The organism is Phenylobacterium zucineum HLK1 (assembly GCF_000017265.1).
GTDB lineage: Bacteria > Pseudomonadota > Alphaproteobacteria > Caulobacterales > Caulobacteraceae > Phenylobacterium > Phenylobacterium zucineum.
Window position 1 is genome coordinate 59940 of sequence record NC_011143.1, and the last position, 15677, is coordinate 75616.

General features: G+C 68.5%; 17 protein-coding genes. 9 read left to right on the forward strand and 8 right to left on the reverse strand.

The window, feature by feature from the left end; translation table 11 throughout:
• Positions 1–34: 34 nt before the first annotated feature.
• Together clpB and PHZ_RS19855 are read left to right on the forward strand one after the other, a co-directional pair.
• A complete protein-coding gene (clpB, locus tag PHZ_RS19850) occupies positions 35–2641 on the forward strand; it encodes an ATP-dependent chaperone ClpB (RefSeq protein ID WP_012520298.1) in 2607 nt (868 codons plus the stop codon).
• 557 nt (positions 2642–3198) lie between these two features.
• Positions 3199–3981, forward strand: a complete 783-nt coding sequence (locus PHZ_RS19855) for a purine/pyrimidine phosphoribosyl transferase (RefSeq protein ID WP_148217018.1) — start codon at positions 3199–3201, stop codon at positions 3979–3981.
• Between the two features lie 34 nt (positions 3982–4015).
• Here the strand turns inward: PHZ_RS19855 and PHZ_RS19860 are convergent, their stop codons facing one another.
• Positions 4016–4735 (reverse strand): Crp/Fnr family transcriptional regulator, encoded by a 720-nt coding sequence (locus tag PHZ_RS19860; RefSeq protein WP_012520300.1) that lies wholly within the window; start codon positions 4733–4735, stop codon positions 4016–4018.
• 159 nt (positions 4736–4894) lie between these two features.
• On the reverse strand, positions 4895–5824 hold the full coding sequence (locus PHZ_RS19865) for a YfdX family protein (protein ID WP_012520301.1): 930 nt from the start codon (positions 5822–5824) through the stop codon (positions 4895–4897).
• 182 nt (positions 5825–6006) lie between these two features.
• Between PHZ_RS19865 and PHZ_RS19870 the strand changes: the two genes are divergently transcribed.
• The 4 genes from PHZ_RS19870 to PHZ_RS19885 all read left to right on the forward strand — a co-directional run bounded on the left by PHZ_RS19870 (position 6007) and on the right by PHZ_RS19885 (position 8766).
• Positions 6007–6669: a BON domain-containing protein gene (locus PHZ_RS19870; protein WP_012520302.1), complete on the forward strand. Its 663-nt coding sequence runs from the start codon at positions 6007–6009 to the stop codon at positions 6667–6669.
• A 73-nt stretch (positions 6670–6742) separates the two neighbouring features.
• Positions 6743–7480 (forward strand): sensor histidine kinase, encoded by a 738-nt coding sequence (locus PHZ_RS19875; protein WP_012520303.1) that lies wholly within the window; start codon positions 6743–6745, stop codon positions 7478–7480.
• On the forward strand, positions 7477–8136 hold the full coding sequence (locus PHZ_RS19880; RefSeq protein ID WP_012520304.1) for a hypothetical protein: 660 nt from the start codon (positions 7477–7479) through the stop codon (positions 8134–8136). The genes PHZ_RS19875 and PHZ_RS19880 overlap by 4 nt, the downstream gene beginning before the upstream one ends.
• Before the next feature lie 30 nt (positions 8137–8166).
• On the forward strand, positions 8167–8766 hold the full coding sequence (locus PHZ_RS19885; protein ID WP_012520305.1) for an HdeD family acid-resistance protein: 600 nt from the start codon (positions 8167–8169) through the stop codon (positions 8764–8766).
• Between the two features lie 158 nt (positions 8767–8924).
• On the opposite strand, the gene PHZ_RS19890 is transcribed toward PHZ_RS19885, so the two are convergent.
• Entirely contained in the window at positions 8925–9344 is a 420-nt protein-coding gene (locus PHZ_RS19890) for a response regulator (protein ID WP_012520306.1), read from the reverse strand.
• Positions 9345–9559: 215 nt separating this feature from the next.
• Between PHZ_RS19890 and PHZ_RS22855 the strand changes: the two genes are divergently transcribed.
• Positions 9560–9814 carry a hypothetical protein gene (locus PHZ_RS22855; protein WP_148217019.1) on the forward strand — a complete coding sequence of 85 codons (255 nt, stop codon included), beginning with the start codon at positions 9560–9562 and terminating at the stop codon, positions 9812–9814.
• A 370-nt stretch (positions 9815–10184) separates the two neighbouring features.
• On the opposite strand, the gene PHZ_RS19895 is transcribed toward PHZ_RS22855, so the two are convergent.
• The 3 genes from PHZ_RS19895 to PHZ_RS19905 are packed head-to-tail and all read right to left on the reverse strand — an operon-like array spanning position 10185 to position 13039.
• Complete coding sequence (locus tag PHZ_RS19895) at positions 10185–10946, reverse strand: gamma-glutamyl-gamma-aminobutyrate hydrolase family protein (protein ID WP_012520307.1); 762 nt, start codon at positions 10944–10946, stop codon at positions 10185–10187.
• Between the two features lie 4 nt (positions 10947–10950).
• Positions 10951–12285, reverse strand: coding sequence for a carboxylate--amine ligase (locus tag PHZ_RS19900; protein ID WP_041374477.1), 1335 nt, complete (start codon positions 12283–12285; stop codon positions 10951–10953).
• Between the two features lie 49 nt (positions 12286–12334).
• A complete protein-coding gene (locus tag PHZ_RS19905) occupies positions 12335–13039 on the reverse strand; it encodes a 2,3-bisphosphoglycerate-dependent phosphoglycerate mutase (protein WP_012520309.1) in 705 nt (234 codons plus the stop codon).
• Between the two features lie 117 nt (positions 13040–13156).
• Here PHZ_RS19905 and PHZ_RS19910 point away from each other — a divergent pair, with 117 nt between their 5' ends.
• A complete protein-coding gene (locus PHZ_RS19910; RefSeq protein ID WP_012520310.1) occupies positions 13157–13942 on the forward strand; it encodes a ZIP family metal transporter in 786 nt (261 codons plus the stop codon).
• Here PHZ_RS19910 and PHZ_RS22860 read toward each other — a convergent pair.
• The gene (locus tag PHZ_RS22860; RefSeq protein ID WP_148217020.1) at positions 13928–14335 is read right to left on the reverse strand and encodes a hypothetical protein; all 408 of its coding nucleotides are present in this window, start codon (positions 14333–14335) and stop codon (positions 13928–13930) included. The two genes, PHZ_RS19910 and PHZ_RS22860, sit on opposite strands and share 15 nt — an antisense overlap.
• 91 nt (positions 14336–14426) lie before the next feature.
• Between PHZ_RS22860 and PHZ_RS23685 the strand changes: the two genes are divergently transcribed.
• Complete coding sequence (locus PHZ_RS23685; protein ID WP_049758479.1) at positions 14427–15326, forward strand: diacylglycerol/lipid kinase family protein; 900 nt, start codon at positions 14427–14429, stop codon at positions 15324–15326.
• Between the two features lie 51 nt (positions 15327–15377).
• Here PHZ_RS23685 and PHZ_RS23690 read toward each other — a convergent pair whose 3' ends face one another.
• On the reverse strand, positions 15378–15656 hold the full coding sequence (locus tag PHZ_RS23690) for a DUF5961 family protein (RefSeq protein ID WP_041374478.1): 279 nt from the start codon (positions 15654–15656) through the stop codon (positions 15378–15380).
• Between the last annotated feature and the right edge of the window lie 21 nt (positions 15657–15677).

Here is a 15677-nt window from a genome sequence, read left to right on the forward strand (position 1 = left end):
ATAACGCGCCGATAGTTCGGCAGGAGATTGCGACATGAACCTCGAAAAGTTCACCGACCGCGCCAAAGGCATGCTGCAGGCCGCCCAGACAGTGGCCGTCCGCCTCAACCATCAGCGTATTGCGCCCGAACACATCCTCAAGGCCCTGCTGGAGGACCCGGAGGGCATGGCCGCCGGCCTGATCCGCTCGGCGGGCGGAACCCCAGAGTTGGCCGGCCGCGAGGTCGACTCGGCGCTGGCCAAGATCCCGGCGGTGACCGGCGCCGGCGCTTCCCAGCCGCCGGGCCTCGACAACGACGCCATCCGGCTCCTCGATCAGGCCGAGCAGGTGGCGCAAAAGGCCGGAGACACCTTCGTGACGGTCGAGCGCCTCCTGCTGGCCATGGCGCTATCGGCCAGTTCGACGGCGGGCCGCGCGCTCGCCTCTGCAGGGGTCAAGCCGGAGGCGCTATCGAAAGCCATCGACGCGCTGCGGGGCGGGCGGCTGGCGGACACCGCCAGCGCCGAAGACCGCTACGAGGCGCTGAAGAAGTACGCGCGAGACCTCACGGAGGCGGCGCGCGCCGGGAAGCTTGATCCGGTGATCGGGCGCGACGAGGAAATCCGGCGCACGGTCCAAATCCTGGCCCGACGAACCAAGAACAACCCCGTGCTGATCGGCGATCCCGGCGTCGGCAAGACTGCGATCGTGGAGGGCCTCGCGATCCGCATCGCCAACGGCGATGTGCCCGATACGCTGCGTGACCGCAAGCTGATGGCGCTGGACATGGGCGCCCTGATCGCCGGGGCGAAGTATCGCGGTGAGTTCGAGGAACGCCTCAAGGGCGTGCTCGACGAGGTAAAGAGCGCCGAGGGGCATATCGTCCTCTTCATCGACGAGATGCATACCCTGATCGGCGCAGGCAAGGCGGAGGGGGCGATGGACGCGGGCAACCTGCTGAAGCCGGCCCTGGCCCGCGGCGAGCTGCACTGCATCGGCGCCACCACGCTCGACGAGTACCGCAAGCACGTCGAGAAGGACGCCGCCCTGCAGCGCCGCTTCCAACCCGTCTTCGTCGATGAACCCACGGTCGAAGACACCATCTCGATCCTGCGCGGACTCAAGGAGAAGTACGAGCTGCACCATGGGGTGCGGATTACCGATGCGGCGATCGTCGCCGCCGCCACCCTCAGCCATCGCTACATCAGCGACCGCTTCCTGCCGGACAAGGCGATCGATCTGATGGATGAGGCGGCGTCGCGCTTAAGGATGGAGGTGGAGTCGAAGCCCGAGGAGATCGAGGCGCTCGACCGGCGGATCATCCAACTCAAGATCGAGCGGGAGGCCCTGAAGAAGGAGACGGATGCGGCCTCCAAAGATCGGCTCAGCAAACTCGAAAAGGAACTCGCCGACCTCGAGCAGGAATCGGCCGCCCTGACGCAGCGCTGGCAGGCCGAGAAGGAGAAGATCCAGGCCGAGGCCAGGCTCAAGGAGCAGCTCGACCAAGCCCGCCTCGAACTTGAGCAGGCGCAACGGCGCAGCGACCTTACCCGCGCCGGCGAGCTCAGCTATGGCGTCATTCCACAGCTGGAGAAGCAGCTCGCCGACGCGCAGGCCGCCAGCCAGGGCGCCATGCTGCGTGAGGAGGTGACGGCCCAGGACATCGCTGGGGTGGTGTCGCGCTGGACAGGCATCCCAGTCGACAAGATGCTTGAAGGCGAGCGGGAGAAGCTGATCCACATGGAAGAGGCACTCGGCCGCCGCGTGATCGGTCAGGCCCACGCCATCAGCGCCGTCAGCCGTGCGGTCCGTCGCGCGCGGGCGGGCCTGAAGGATCCGAACCGGCCGCTCGGCTCCTTTCTCTTCCTGGGGCCGACCGGCGTCGGCAAGACTGAACTCACCAAGGCGCTCGCCGGCTTCCTGTTCGACGACGATACGGCGATGGTCCGCATCGACATGTCCGAGTTCATGGAGAAGCACTCCGTGGCGCGCCTCATCGGCGCGCCACCGGGGTACGTCGGCTATGAGGAGGGCGGCGTGCTCACCGAGGCGGTGCGGCGACGGCCGTATCAGGTCGTGCTCTTCGACGAGGTGGAGAAGGCGCACAACGACGTCTTCAATGTCCTCTTGCAGGTGCTTGACGATGGTCGGCTGACCGACGGGCAGGGCCACACGGTCGACTTCTCCAACACCCTCATCATCCTCACCTCCAATCTCGGAAGCCAGTTTCTCTCGAGCCTGGCGGAAGGCGAAAATGTCGAGAGCGTGGAACCACAGGTCATGGAAGTCGTGCGCGCACATTTCCGGCCCGAGTTCTTGAACCGACTCGACGAAATCATCCTGTTCCATCGCCTCGGCCTTGAGCACATGGGTCCCATTGTGGACATCCAGGTCGCCCGACTGCAGCAGTTGCTGGCGGATCGGAAGATCACGCTTGAACTGAGCGAAGAGGCGCGCGCCTGGCTCGGCCGGGTAGGCTACGACCCGGTCTATGGCGCGCGTCCGCTCAAGCGAACGGTGCAGCGACACCTGCAGGATCCCCTGGCCGACATGATCCTGCAGGGCGAGGTGGGCGACGGCGCGACTGTCCGCATCACCGAGGGCGACGGTTACCTTCAGCTGACGGCGACGGCTACGTCGTCCTCACAAATGGCCGCCTAGGTGTCGTCGCCGAAGAGGTAGTGCACCCAAGTCGCTGGGGTTGCGAAGCCCGCAAACCACTCCGGCGATCCCTGGTTGAATATGCAAAAGAATGCGGTGCTGTCTCGGCGTGGTCGCGCCATATTGATGTCGCGGATCGATCGAAGGTTAGAGGGTCGAGGCGGAGGCGCTCTTGGAGCCGACGGCATGCCTGATGGGCCTGTCGGCGGCTGAGCGGCGAGCAAGCGCTGTCGCGCTGCGGCGCACACGGCCGAGGATTGGGACGACGCTGCTGGCATCGATGATGACATATCCTGAAAGGGACGCCCTGACGTGCCACTGACAGACTCGTTCAACGGTTGACGATGCGCAAGCCTTCCTGAGCAGCCTGCAACTCGGCTAGCGGCCGGGGCCTGCGTGGCCGCATGCCGTCAAGCGTCCTCGCCCTCGATCGGTCGAGGCAACGAACACCTGGATGAACTCGATAGGGCGGGCTCTGCGGCGGTCGGAACGGAGCCGTTTGGTGGGCGTGCCGCCGCAGTCCGGCTTGAGACCAATCAAAACCCTAGAACCCCAGTGTGCACGATAGTCCCCTGGCGCTTCCCGACCTCTACGCCCAGTTTCCAAACCCAAAGCATGATGAGGGAATCGGCGGCGTGGCCGGAAAGCTGCAGGCACCACTGGAAGATGTCTCATTGCGAGACGCCGAGCAAACGGCCCGCCCCATGCCGTCGAAGACAGGAGCCGCAGACGCTCTCGCCGCCGAGCGGCTGAAGCACCTGATCGGCACGCCGTCGATCGTGTTGGCCGCAGCGCCCGAAGCCGTGGCGACCGCGGTAGAGATCGCCAGCGCCCTCGGCAGCGACCTGGATCTCATGTTCGTGGAAGGGGTCGCTTCGCCCTCCGCCCCGCGCGCGCTTGTGGGCGCCATTGCCGATGCAGGCTCTCTCGTCACTCTCAAGGCGCCCGGCGACGACTTGGCCCCCGACGTCTTCGCCGCGCAATGGCGACTCGCGCTCGAGGCCCTACAGCGTCGCCAGACGCTCTACGCCCCCTTTCGGCGCAGCCTTGGAGCCGCCGGCAAGACTGCGATCTTGGTGATTGATACGGCCGCGCCAGCCGCGCTAGCCTTCGCTGCCATCGCCGCGGCGCGGCGGCGAAGTCCGGCCCGACTGGTGCTTATCGCCCGCCGAGCCTTCGATGAAGACCTGCAAGCCCTCAGCATCGAGGCCGACGAGTTGATCGTGCTGCAGCCGTTGCCGAGGACCGCCGAGCTCGACGTTGGGACGGAATCCCAGATGAGCGATCGCGAGGCCATCGGATTGCTGACCGCCTATCGACAGGGGGGACCGCTCCACTAGCGACGTGGGCTGGAGGCGCGATCCGCGACCGGGATCAGCCCCCAATGGCCTGGTCAGCGTTGCTGGATTCCTGCGTCACCAGGCATGGGCGGCGTCGCAGGCCCCAAGTTCCTTGGCTTGCTTTCCTGTTTTCTGGCGGGGGGGGGCATCCGCCAATCCAGAGCCGGCGGCCGTGACGCGCCAGTTCCCCGCGCTCGCAAAGTTGGACCACGGCGCGGCACAGGGTCTCGGGCGCGACGCCGAGATAGTTGGCGAGATCAACCTGGCTGAAGGGCAGGCAGATCCCGCTTCGGCCACCGCTGGTGATGCGCTCGCCCATCCGCGCGATGAATGCGCGAAGCTTTTCGGCCGCCGACGGTTGCCCGCGCCCGACCTCGACGCGCTCACGGTAGTGCTTCGTGCATGCCTCGAAGAGTTCCAGTAGCGCGACCGGATCGGTTCGACCGATCCGCAGGAGCCCGGCGACGGGGATCACCGTCAGTTGCAGGTCGGTGCAAGCTTCTGCGGTGCAGTCTCGCACTTGCAGGTTCGCCCCGAAGTAATCGCCTGGGCCCACGAACGCGAAAATCCGGCGCAGCCCGTCTTCACCATCGAGCAGAAGCCGCACCCAGCCCTTGTCGACGCGGTAGACGAACTCGGCAGGATCGCCCTCATGGTAGAGGCTTTGCCCCGGCCGCCGCTGAATCCGCCAGAGGCGAAGCTGCTGAACAAAGGCCCCAACTTGATCGTCGTTTACGAGAGCAAGCTTGGACATGTCCCTCACGCCTTCCATGTTTGCCTCTTGAAAGGTTAACGCAGACTGCGCGCGACGAGTCCACGGTCAACATCCGAACCGGCTCGCGCTCCCGCTATCGCGTCCGGCCCGCCGTCGGCGCCGACGGCGGGCACGGCTAGTCGCGTAGGCGGCGCCGCCTCAGGCTTCAGCGCTCTTGCGCTCGGCCTTCAGGTCACCGATCGCCTTCGAAATCCGCTCCTGCAACTGCTCCAGCCCGGCCTTGATGTCCGAGCCGCCCTTGGCCTGGCGCTCGACTTCACGAATCTCGGCCAGAAGCGCCTTACGGACGTCGCGACTGGCGTAGCCGAGCGCCTCGGTACGTTCGAGCGCGGCCCGCGCCGCCTCGACATGCCCAAGCTTCTTCTGGGCGTCCGTATCCGCCTTGGCGGCTTCCACGGCCGTTTCCGCCGCCAGCAGCGGCAGCGGTATGGCGACATCCGTCATGGCAAGGGTGCTTCGGGCGCGATCCAGAGCCTCGGCCGCCCCAGTCAAGTCACCGCGCTCCACCAGCCCGGCCGCAGAGGCGAGCGCCGCGGGGTAGGTGGCGAGGGGCAGATAGTAAGTGCGCACTCGAATCTCGCTGCGCATGCCATCCAGGGCCACCCGCGCCTTCGGGAAGTCGTCGGTGAGCACCGCAAGCTCGACCGCGCGGCGAAGCTTGCGCACCTGGCCCAGGTCGGCCGGCGCCACGTCGATGATCTGTACCTCCGTCGCCGCCGGAATGAGCGCGGCCGCTGGATTTCGGCCGACAAGTATATCCGCCTTGCCGGCGGCCTCCTCAAGGGTCCGGATCGCTCCCGCCTTGTCCTTGGCGGCGATCCGGCTCTGCGCCTCGTCGGTCTTGGCCAGCACCGCGACGGCCTCGGCGTCCAGCGCCTGCTGGGCGCCGGCCTCCGCCTGCGCACGCTCAGGCTCATAGCGGTTGGCAGGAGACGGGGTCTGGCTGGCCACGGGGCCGGCCTGCGGCGACGGAGTCGGCGCGGCCTCTCGCCAGGGTTTCCAAATGAACAGGGCCACGATCACGACCACGGCAATCGCGAGCAGTATCCAGACGCGCTTCGATCGCATGCTTGCTTCTCCTTCAAGCGGCCGTCAGGCGATCGCCGCTGCGACCTCTGCGCGCCGTGGACCGGAGAATGGCGGAGCCTGCGCGGCCGGTCTTGATGGTCGTCAAGATGCCCCTGGCGGGGGGTGGGACTGTCCTGACGTCGGCCCCCCCGCCGGCGCTAAAGCATAGGAGAACCCTGACCATGGCCCTTTTCAGAACCGACACCGACATCAAGCGCGACGTCGAGGACGAGATCCGCTGGGATCCCTCGATCGAGGACGACAGCCACATCGCCGTGGCGGTCAACGACGGGGTGGTCACCCTCACGGGCTACACCAAGAAGTACATGGATTCCTATTACGCCGAGCGGGCCGCCAAACGTGTCCAGGGCGTCAAGGGCGTCGCGAACGAGCTGGAGATCAAGTACGACACCGGCAGCGAGCGGCCCGACCCCGACATCGCCGAGGAGGCGGTCAAGGCGCTCAAGCGGGACCTCCCGCTGACGCACGAGAAGCTTAAGGTCATCGCCAAAGATGGCCGTCTCACCCTCGAAGGTGAGGTGGAGTGGAACTACCAAAAGGAGACCGCCGAGCGGGCCGTCCGCACCATCCGGGGCGTGAAGTCCATCAGCAACCTGATCACCGTGAAACCGAAGGTTACCCCGTCGGACGTGAAGAAGAAGATCGAGGACGCCTTCGTGCGCAGCGCCCAGCTCGACGCCAACAAGGTCACGGTCGAAGTTGACGGCAGCCGCGTCATCCTGCGCGGGTCCGTCCGCTCCTGGGCGGAACGGCAGGAGGCGGAACGCTCCGCCTGGTCCGCCCCCGGCGTCACCAGCGTCGACAACCGCATCGTCATCGCCTGACCGTCGGCGCCGGTCCGCGCCTGTTGCGGTCGGCCGACGACCGCAACAGGCGCGCAGACCGGGGAGGGAAGCCATGAACGTCGAGCAGCTGCACGGGATCGCCCACGATGTGCGCAACGACCTGATGATCATCCAGGCTGCGATAAGGTCCCTGCGCCGCGCCTGGTCGAACCGCGAGGCGGACGAAGCCCAAGCGTCAGCCTTTACGCCCGGGCTATTGTTCGGCGCCCTCGATCTTGCCGTTTCCCACTCGGCCGCGCTTCTCGCCGGCTGGTCGGATTCCTTGCATCCGAACGGCGGCCGCCATCTCAGCGGCGGCGTCGCCGATCTGCCGCGCGCCCTCTATGCGGCAGGGGCGGCCTTCCAGCCCTGCCTGGCGGCAGGTCAGCGTCTGGACTGCGAGGTGTTCGGTCGCTTCTCGCCGCTCGGCGCGGGCTCTGCAGAGCTGGTGGCCGTATTGATCAATCTCCTCAAGAACGCCAAGGAGGCGCTCGACGAGCGGCCAGGGCGCATCGTCATCCGCGCCCGTGCGCTCCGGCAGCCAGCCCAGCCCGTCGGGAGCTGTGTGCGAATTGTGGTGGCGGACACCGGCCCGGGAATCCGTCCGGACGACCTGGCCAGGGCTACGAGCTTCGGTTTCTCGACGAAGGGTCAAGGGCGCGGCCTTGGCCTGTGGCGCGCCCGCAAGTTTGCGGAGGCCGCGGGCGGACGCCTGCGGCTTCGCTCAAGGCCCGGACGCGGGACGGCGGCCGTTCTCATCCTGCCGCTCGACGATGTGGCGCCTGGAGCGCCGATGGAGGACTACCCATGAGCCAACCCGACGCCCCGCCGATCGAGGTCGCGCGCGTGCGCGAAGTCGTCGGCATCGCCGACTCTCGAGACGCCTTCGATCGCATCGTCGAGGCTCTGCTCCTAGCCGGCGTGGATCGCGCGCGCATCTCGTTGATGGGTAGCCGAGAGGCGATCCTGGACAAGCTGCACCACTACTATGTCGAGCCCACCGCGCTAGCGGAAGTCGACCAGTTGCCCAGGCGCGACCTGGTCACTCGCGACGATGCGGCCGCTCTGAACGTGCTGGTCTTTGGCACCTTGCTCGCGGTCGCCACGCTGGGCGCAGGCGCCATCGTGGTGGCCTCCGGCGGCGCTGCGGCGGCGGCGCTGAGCGCGGCCGTCGGTGGCGGCGTGCTGGCGACGACGCTCGCCAGATCCATCCGCCGCCGCGTTCTCGGCGAAGCCGATCCCGACATGCTCGAGCACGACCTGGCGATGGGCGGTTTGGCGATCTTCGTGCGCGTCGATGACGGGCAGGAGGAGGCCAGGGCGCTGGCCATACTTCGCGAGCATGCGCGCAATGTCCACGTCCACGAGGTCGACCTCGCCAAGACCCTGCTGGACATCCCGCTGGGGCGGATTCGCCCCGACCCGTGGTTGGATGATCGGCCTTTGGCCGCCCCACCCAACAGCTGAGCTGTAAAGACCGACACGGAGGACCCCGACATGACTATGAAGAACGCCACGGCGACGACCGTCGGAGCGAGCCGCCCCCGCCGCTTCGGCGTGAGGTTCTGGCTTTCCCTCGACGCCGTGCTCTGGATATTGCTGGGCGTACTGGCCATTGTGGCGCCGCTGATCGCCGGCCTGGCCACGGTTGCTCTGTTCGCTGTCTTGTTGATCGCCGCCGGCGTTGTCGGCCTCGTCGGGCTTTTTCGGAGCGGGCGCCGCGGCGCCTGGGGCTGGCGGCTGGTGTCGACAATCGCGGCGTTCGTTGCCGGCGTGCTGCTCCTGCTCGATCTCTTTCTCGGCGCCTGGACGATTACGCTGTTGGTGGCGGCCTACCTCATCGCCTCCGGGGTCACGGCCGCCGTCGCAGCGTTCCGGATGCGACGCGTCGAGGCTCGGGGCTGGTATTGGCTGCTGGTGGCGGCCGCAGTGGATATAGCTCTGGCGGCCTTAGCGCTGCTCATCGCCCCGATCGCGGCGCCAATCTTCCTCGGGTATCTCCTGGGGGTCGATCTGGTCCTGTCGGGGGCGGGCTTGTTGGCGTTCGCGCGAAGCCGATCTGTGGCCGCCTGGGACCAAGTGGCGCCGCGGACATAGTGCTTCAGGCCGCCGGCGAAACTGATCTCGTGCATTGGCTCGCTAGGGATTTTCGACGGTGGCCGCGAGCGCCGGCGCATCGCGACCGGCGGATTCGGGCGCGCGCGCCCATCCGCGGCCATCATCTATCCCGCAGCGGGTGGCGGCTCTCCAATGAGTCAGCGGCCGCGGCGGGCGCCGATCTCCTTGATGGCGGTGCAGAAGGCCGCGGTCGGTGCAGGCTTGCTGACCGCAGCATCGGCTCCAAGGTGAAGCGCGAGAGACAGAAGATAGTCGGGCTGCAACGCGCCACATCCCGCCGTCGTGGCGACGACCGCGACCTCGGGCCAGAGCGCTCGCGCCTTGAGAATCGCCTCGACGCCATCTGTCTCTGGCATAAGCATCTCTACGATCAGCACTTCGGCCGGGGTGAGCGTCGTGGAGACGGCGCGGCCGTCCTCCCCCTCTCGAACGGCGAAGCCAGCGCTCCTCAAACAGGTCGCCAACTGTGAGCGGAACGCTTGATCGGGATCGAGAAGAAGAACGTGCTGGAACACTGTCGCCTTGGCGTGCGCGAGCGGAATTGCGCTGGCCCTCATCTGCTGGCCCCCGCCAGTTCGAGCAATATAGTGCACGGTCGATCGGCTCGAATGCGGCGAAGGCGCGCACCGACGGTCAATCACCTGGCCCGCTGGCATGCCGGGCCCCCGATCAGGCGGCCCAAGAGCCATCAAGCCGATGGCGCGCGCCATACGCTGACTTGTCCGCCAGCTTCGCCGACCTAGATCGTGGAAGTACAGGACGGGAGGGGACCATGCTTCACAACGTCTCCATAGTTCCCACAGCCGCCGGATGGCTGGTTCATTCCGACCTTCTGGCTGGACCGCTCGTCTTTCGCTCCGGCGCGAAAGCGCAGGACGCGGCCTGCCGTGTCGGACGCGCGATCGCGGACAACGGCGGCTGGGCGGAAATACAGCTGATGTCGCATGATTGCCGGCAAGCGAGCCGCTTCCTGTGTCCGCCGCTGGCGCCTGATGCTGGCGCTGGCGCTGGCGGGGTCGAGCCGTAGGGCTCCGGTCAAGGGGCGGACACCCAAATCGCTGTGCTCCGCGCCGCCGATGGACGGCTCTCCACGGGAAGCGCCGTCGGGCGAGCCCCAGAAGCCTAGAATGCGCGACGGCGCTGGCAGACGTTCCGTTCGCGGCGAGCGAGGTCTTCTCGGACGTCGCTCGGGAGAGCTCTCTGGCCGGCCCTGGTCGACCCGACGCAGATCGAGATGATCGTCTTGAACTTGGCCATTAACGCGCGCGACGCCATGGACGTGGGCGGGCGCCGGCGAAGCGGTTCTCGCGGACGGACCCGACGATGAGGCCGATCTTTGGCTTGTCCAAGGCATCACCTCTTTCGCTTGGTTCAGGGCTGGCCGGGCCGGCCTTGCGTCACGCGGAGCGATGTAGGTCTCGTCGACCGTCGCGCCAGCCCGCCGGCACGCTCCCGGCCGCGCCGCCTTGTCGCTGGGCCCGGTATGCCCTGGCGGACAGGACCAGGGCCTCGAAGAGGCGCCGGAAGACCTGCCGATGCAGCAGCAGCTCGGGGTGGAACTGCACGCCGATGCAGAAGTCGCGGTCGCTGCGCTCGATCGCCTGCGGCACGCCGTTCTCTTCCCGGGCGCTGACCGTCAGGCCCTCGCCAAGGCGGTCGACGGCCTGGCTGTGGATCGAATTCACCCAGAGCCGCTCGCAGCCCAGGATGGCGTGCAGCCGCGTGCCGGGGGTGAGAGACACCTGCTTGCGGAAATGGATCTGCCGCAGCCAGTGCTGCGGATAGGGCGTGGGATGGAACCGCTTGACCACGTCCATGTGCAGGGAGCCGCCGGCGGCGACGTTCATCAGCTGGGCCCCGCGGCAGATGCCGAGGGTCGGCAGGTCTTCGGCCAGCGCTCGCTCGAGGAGGGCGAGCTCCATCTGCTCGCGCGGATGGTCGTAGCTGTAGTCGGCCTTCGGGCGGGTCTGGAAGCGGCCTGGAAAGACGTCCGAGCCGCCGCTGAGCACGAGGCCGTCCAGCCGCACTTGCTTCCATCCGCTCGATTCCAGCCGCACGGCGCGGCCGCCGGCGAGCCGGATGGCGAGGGCGATCGCGAGGAAGGACAGGAGGTCGCCGACGGTAGGCCGGGTGACGCCGATGGTCGGGCGGGGGTCCACAGGCTCACTCCACCACGAGCCCGCGAGCGTCGGCGTCGTACTTCAGCTCAGGCGGCAGCTTGCCGTGCCGGATCAGGGAGGCGACGACGAAGAGGGCGCCGAGGCTGACCAGCGGATCGTCCGAGCGGAAGAGCTCGTTCGGCGCGTTTTTGGCGGTGCGGAGCGACTCCCTAAGCCGCTGGGCGGCGCGGCCGAGATCCAGACCTGACCCGAACCCGCGCGCGAGCTCGCGGGAGGCGTCGAGCAGCCGTCCGCTTTGGAAGAGGTGGACCGATTGGCCCCAGGCGTCGCGCAGGCCCGCAAAGCCCTCGTCGGAGTCGGCGACCTCCTGGATCGCGGAGAGGAGGTGAAGGCCGCCGACCTTGGTCCGCTGGCCGAGCTTGGGCGCGGCCGGCGTGATGACCTGGCCGGTGACCGCCAGCTCGTAGAGCATCCAGGGGAAGTCGACGCCGGACTCGACCGTATGGAAGAGCCCCGCCCAGAAGCGCGGGTTCACCTCTATGAGGAAGGGCTCGGCGAACCCGTCCCAGCGGAAATCCACCTCCACCACGCCGGTCCAGCCAAGCCGCCCGAAGAGGCTGTCGGCCGTCGCCAGGAAGGGGGTGTCGTCGACGGTCTCGCGCAACACGCCGGCCCCCGCGCCGCGCGGGAACTGCGAGAGGTTGCGATAGGCCGCGCTCGCTAGCCGGCGTCCCCGGTCGTAGAGCGCGGTCAGGCAGAAATCCTGGCCGGGAATGTAGTCCTGGATGAGCAGCGGCTCCGTCGGCCTCGCCAGCAGCTCATCCAGCGCCTCGGCGTCTGTCACGCGCCGGACGCCGCGCCCGCCCACGCCGCGCACCGGCTTGGCCACGAGGGGATACTGCGCCGGTCGGGGCGCACCGGTCCGGAGGGACTCGTCGGTCCAGGTCCGCGGCGCATTCAGACCCAGCTCATGGGCCGTGCGCATCAGCGCGTCCTTCGGATCGACGGCCGCGATCGCCTCGATCGCCGGAGCGGCCACCTGGATGTGCCGCGACAGCCGCTCGGCGTGGCGGGCGATGATCCGTGTCTCCTGGAAACAGGGGATCAGCACATAGGGTCGGCCGTCCTTCGGCTTGTGACGGATGATCGCCGCCTCCAGCTCGTCGATGAACCGATCGGGATCCGTGGCCGCCGGCGCGTGGGTGAAGTGCTTCTTGGCGAAGCGGGAGAAGGACACGGCCGTCAGGCCGACGTCGTCGCAGCCGATCACCTCGACGCCGCGACGTCCGAGAGAATGGGCGATCGTCAGGGCCATGAGGCTGCGCCCATAGGTGACGATCACCCGTCCCGACTTCAGCTGTGCGTGCATGGCGTCCATGTCGTTCCAGGATGAAGATGGTTCGACGCGCCGGTCGCGCAAGCGGCCCTCAGGCGCGTGGCAGCGCCGCGGCGCGGCTCGCATCCAGGTAGGCGAGGGCGATCGTCTGCCCCGCATCGTCGAGCTCCGCCACGAGGGGATTGGCGAGGGGGATTTCGAGCCGCCGGACCTCCTCGGGCTGAAGGCGCAAGAGGTCGCTCAGCAGGGCGCGAAGGCTGTTGCCGTGAGCCACCACCAGGACGGGTCCGGCCGAGAGGGCGCTGTCAAGCTGGGCGCGCCAGGGCTTCAGCCGCGCCTGAACATCCTCCAGGCTTTCCGTGTGCGGCACGGGGACACCGCGGTAGCGGCGGTCCTGCGCCAGCGCCTGATGTTCAGCTTCCCCCATTGGCGGCGGCCGGTCCGAATAGCCGCGACGCCAGCGGGCGATCTGTTCGGCGCCGAACCGTTCCGCGGCCTCGTCCTTCTCGAGGCCGGTCAAGGCGCCGTAGTGGCGCTCATTGAGGCGCCAAGTCTTGTGCTCGGGGACGAAGGCCTGGCCGCTCGCCTGCAGCACGATCCGCAGGGTCCGGATCGCCCGGGTGAGCACTGAGGTGAACGCCGTCTTGAACTCCAAGCCCTGCGCGCGGAGCAGCCGGCCGGCGGCCTCGGCCTGGGCTTCGCCCGCCGGTGTCAGGTTGACGTCGGCCCAACCGGTGAACCGGTTGGCGGCGTTCCACTGGCTCTGGCCGTGGCGGAGGAGGACGAGGCTGCGCATGGCGAAGTTCGGGCTTCGGGAAACCGCCCGCCCAACACGCCGACGCACAGGCGGTTCCAAGGCACCGTTCGGCGCTTCTCTCGTTATGGCGACGGCTTTCTCGGATCGTGAGGCGTCATGGATTGGTCGCTCGTGCTGACCGGCCTGGCGGGAAGCACGGCGGCCGGCGTGGCGACCGGCGTCGGGGCCCTGCCGGTCTTCTTTATCCGCACACTGTCGGACCGCGTGCAGGCGGCGTTCCTGGGGTTCGCCGCGGGCGTCATGCTGACCGCGGCCTTCCGCTCGCTGATCTCACCGGCGCTGGAGCTCGCGCCGCAGCACCCGCTCGGCCCCACGATCGGCCACGCCGAGGTGGTGCTCGGGCTGGCGCTGGGCGCGATGGCCGTGCAGCTCGTGAACCGCTTCGCGCCCCACGAGCACTTCGTGATTGGGATCGAGGGCGTACCCGCCGAGTCCCTGCAGCGCATCTGGCTGATCGTCATCGCCATCGCCCTGCACAACATCCCCGAAGGCCTGGCCGTCGGCGTGAGCTTCGGCGGTCCCGACGTCGCCAACGGGACGAGCGCTGCCCTCGGCATCGGCCTGCAGAACCTGCCCGAGGGCCTCGCCGTGGCCGCCGCCCTGGCCAGCATCAACTATCCCCGCAAGGTCGCGTTTGCGGTGGCGCTTCTGACCGGGCTGCTGGAGCCGGTCAGCGGCTTCATGGGCATCGCCCTGGTGTCGTGGATCGACGGATTGCTGCCGGCGGCCTTGGCCTTCGCGGCCGGGGCCATGGTGTGGGTGGTCAGCGCCGAGATCATCCCGGAGACCCACGCCAAGGGACACCAAGCCGTCGCCACGGGATCGCTGATGGCCGGACTGATCCTGATGGTGGTGATCGACGCCTGGCTAGCGGGCGGCTGATCCCCGGGCGTCGCGCAGCCTGGCGGCTCCCATGGCGGCGATCCTCGCCGCGGCTGAGCGGGTGACGCTTGGCCGGGCGAAACGCCAGAGCGCTGCGGCTCCGCGAAGTGCGGCCAGCCGCGCCGCCGGGTTGGCGAGCACGCCCGCGCCGGCGAGGAGGCCCGCAGCCACGAGTGTCGTCTTCACCGGATGGCGACGCGCATAGGCGGCTGCGGCCTGGGCGCGATGCGTCGTCGCCTGGCCCGCTTCCGCCGCCCGCGTTCGCGCTACGGCGCCGGCGCGTTCGGCGATTGCGCGCCCTTCGTCCGCCAGCCGGCTGGCTTCGACGACCGCCCTTCGGCCGCTCTCCTTCACCTTGGAACGGGTTGGTTTTCGATTTTCGGCCATGGCCATGGCGTAGCTCCTTTCGCCGCGCGGTAACGCTTCAGCGGCCTGGCCGATCCGGCGCTGCAACAGAGCCCAAGGACGCCCGTTTCCCGCAGCGATGCGCTTCAGTCCGAACCCTGTCGTCGACCTGAAGGCCGCCAAGATTGCGGCCGTGGTCAACGCCGCGAGCGGTCGTTGCAGCCGGGCGACCGGCGAGGCGCTGCGCGCGCACCTGCAAGCGCACGGCCTAGCGCCGGCGGAGGTCTGGTGCGGACTGGGCGCGGATCTTTGCCCGGCGCTGGATCGGGTCCTGGCCGGCAAGCCCGACGTGCTCATCGTCCTGGGCGGGGACGGCACCGTGCGCACCGCGGCCGAGCGCTGCGAGCCGTCGGGACCCCTGCTGATGCCGCTCCCTGGCGGCACCATGAACGTGTTGCCGCGCGCCCTCTATGGCGCTCGGACCTGGCGTCAGGCGATCAACGACTTGCTAACCGCGCCTCAGCTCTGCCCTGTCAACGGCGCCCGGGTCGCCGGCCAGCGGTTCTTCGCTGCGGCGCTGTTCGGCGGGCCGTCCCTGCTGCAGGAGGCTCGGGAGGCGGTTCGCTACGGAGAGTTCGCCCTGGCGGCCCGCAAGGGCTTGGCGGCCCTGCGCAGCGCCTTTGATCGCGAGCTCATCTGCCTGTGGGACGACGCCGACGAGGCGAGGGGGGAGGCGGTCGCCGTCCTGTGCCCCCTGGCCTCGCCCCGGCTCGCCGCTACCGAGGCTCGCCTGGAAGCCGCCGTCGTCCACCCGGAAGGGCCGCTCGACGCCCTGCGCCTGGTGCTCACCGCAGCGTTCCGGGACTGGCGCGCCGATCCGGACGTCCGCTGCGCCATGGCCCAGACCGTCGAGGTGCTGGGCGCCGGCCCCGTGCCCGCCTTGCTGGACGGCGAGCGGTTCACCTTCGAAGGACCACTGCGGGTCGAGCTCGTGCCGGAGGCCTTCCTGGCGCTCACGCCGGGCGACCGGCCCGGCTGACGGCAGCGCCGGACGCGCAGCCACTGCATGCAGGCCTAAGAACCCCCGCCTTCAGCAGGGTCTCATCGCGCCCGTCGCCACCGCGATCCTGAAACACTCCTCAGCGCCGGTTTCACAGTCGATGACGGTTACGGAGACTTCTTCCCGGTCTGCGTCGTCGTTCGGCCCCCAGCACTCGAGGAAGCCGATCGCCGCGTCGGTTAAGCTCTCCGCCTCCGGGACCTTGTGACCGGAGCAGGCGCCCTCGTCCGTCGCATAGGCGTAGAAGCGCCCGGGCGCAGAACTCGCACAAGGTTCGGGGTGGCGATGCGATGGGGAAACGCGGTTCATAGGCGGATCACGACGTTAGGG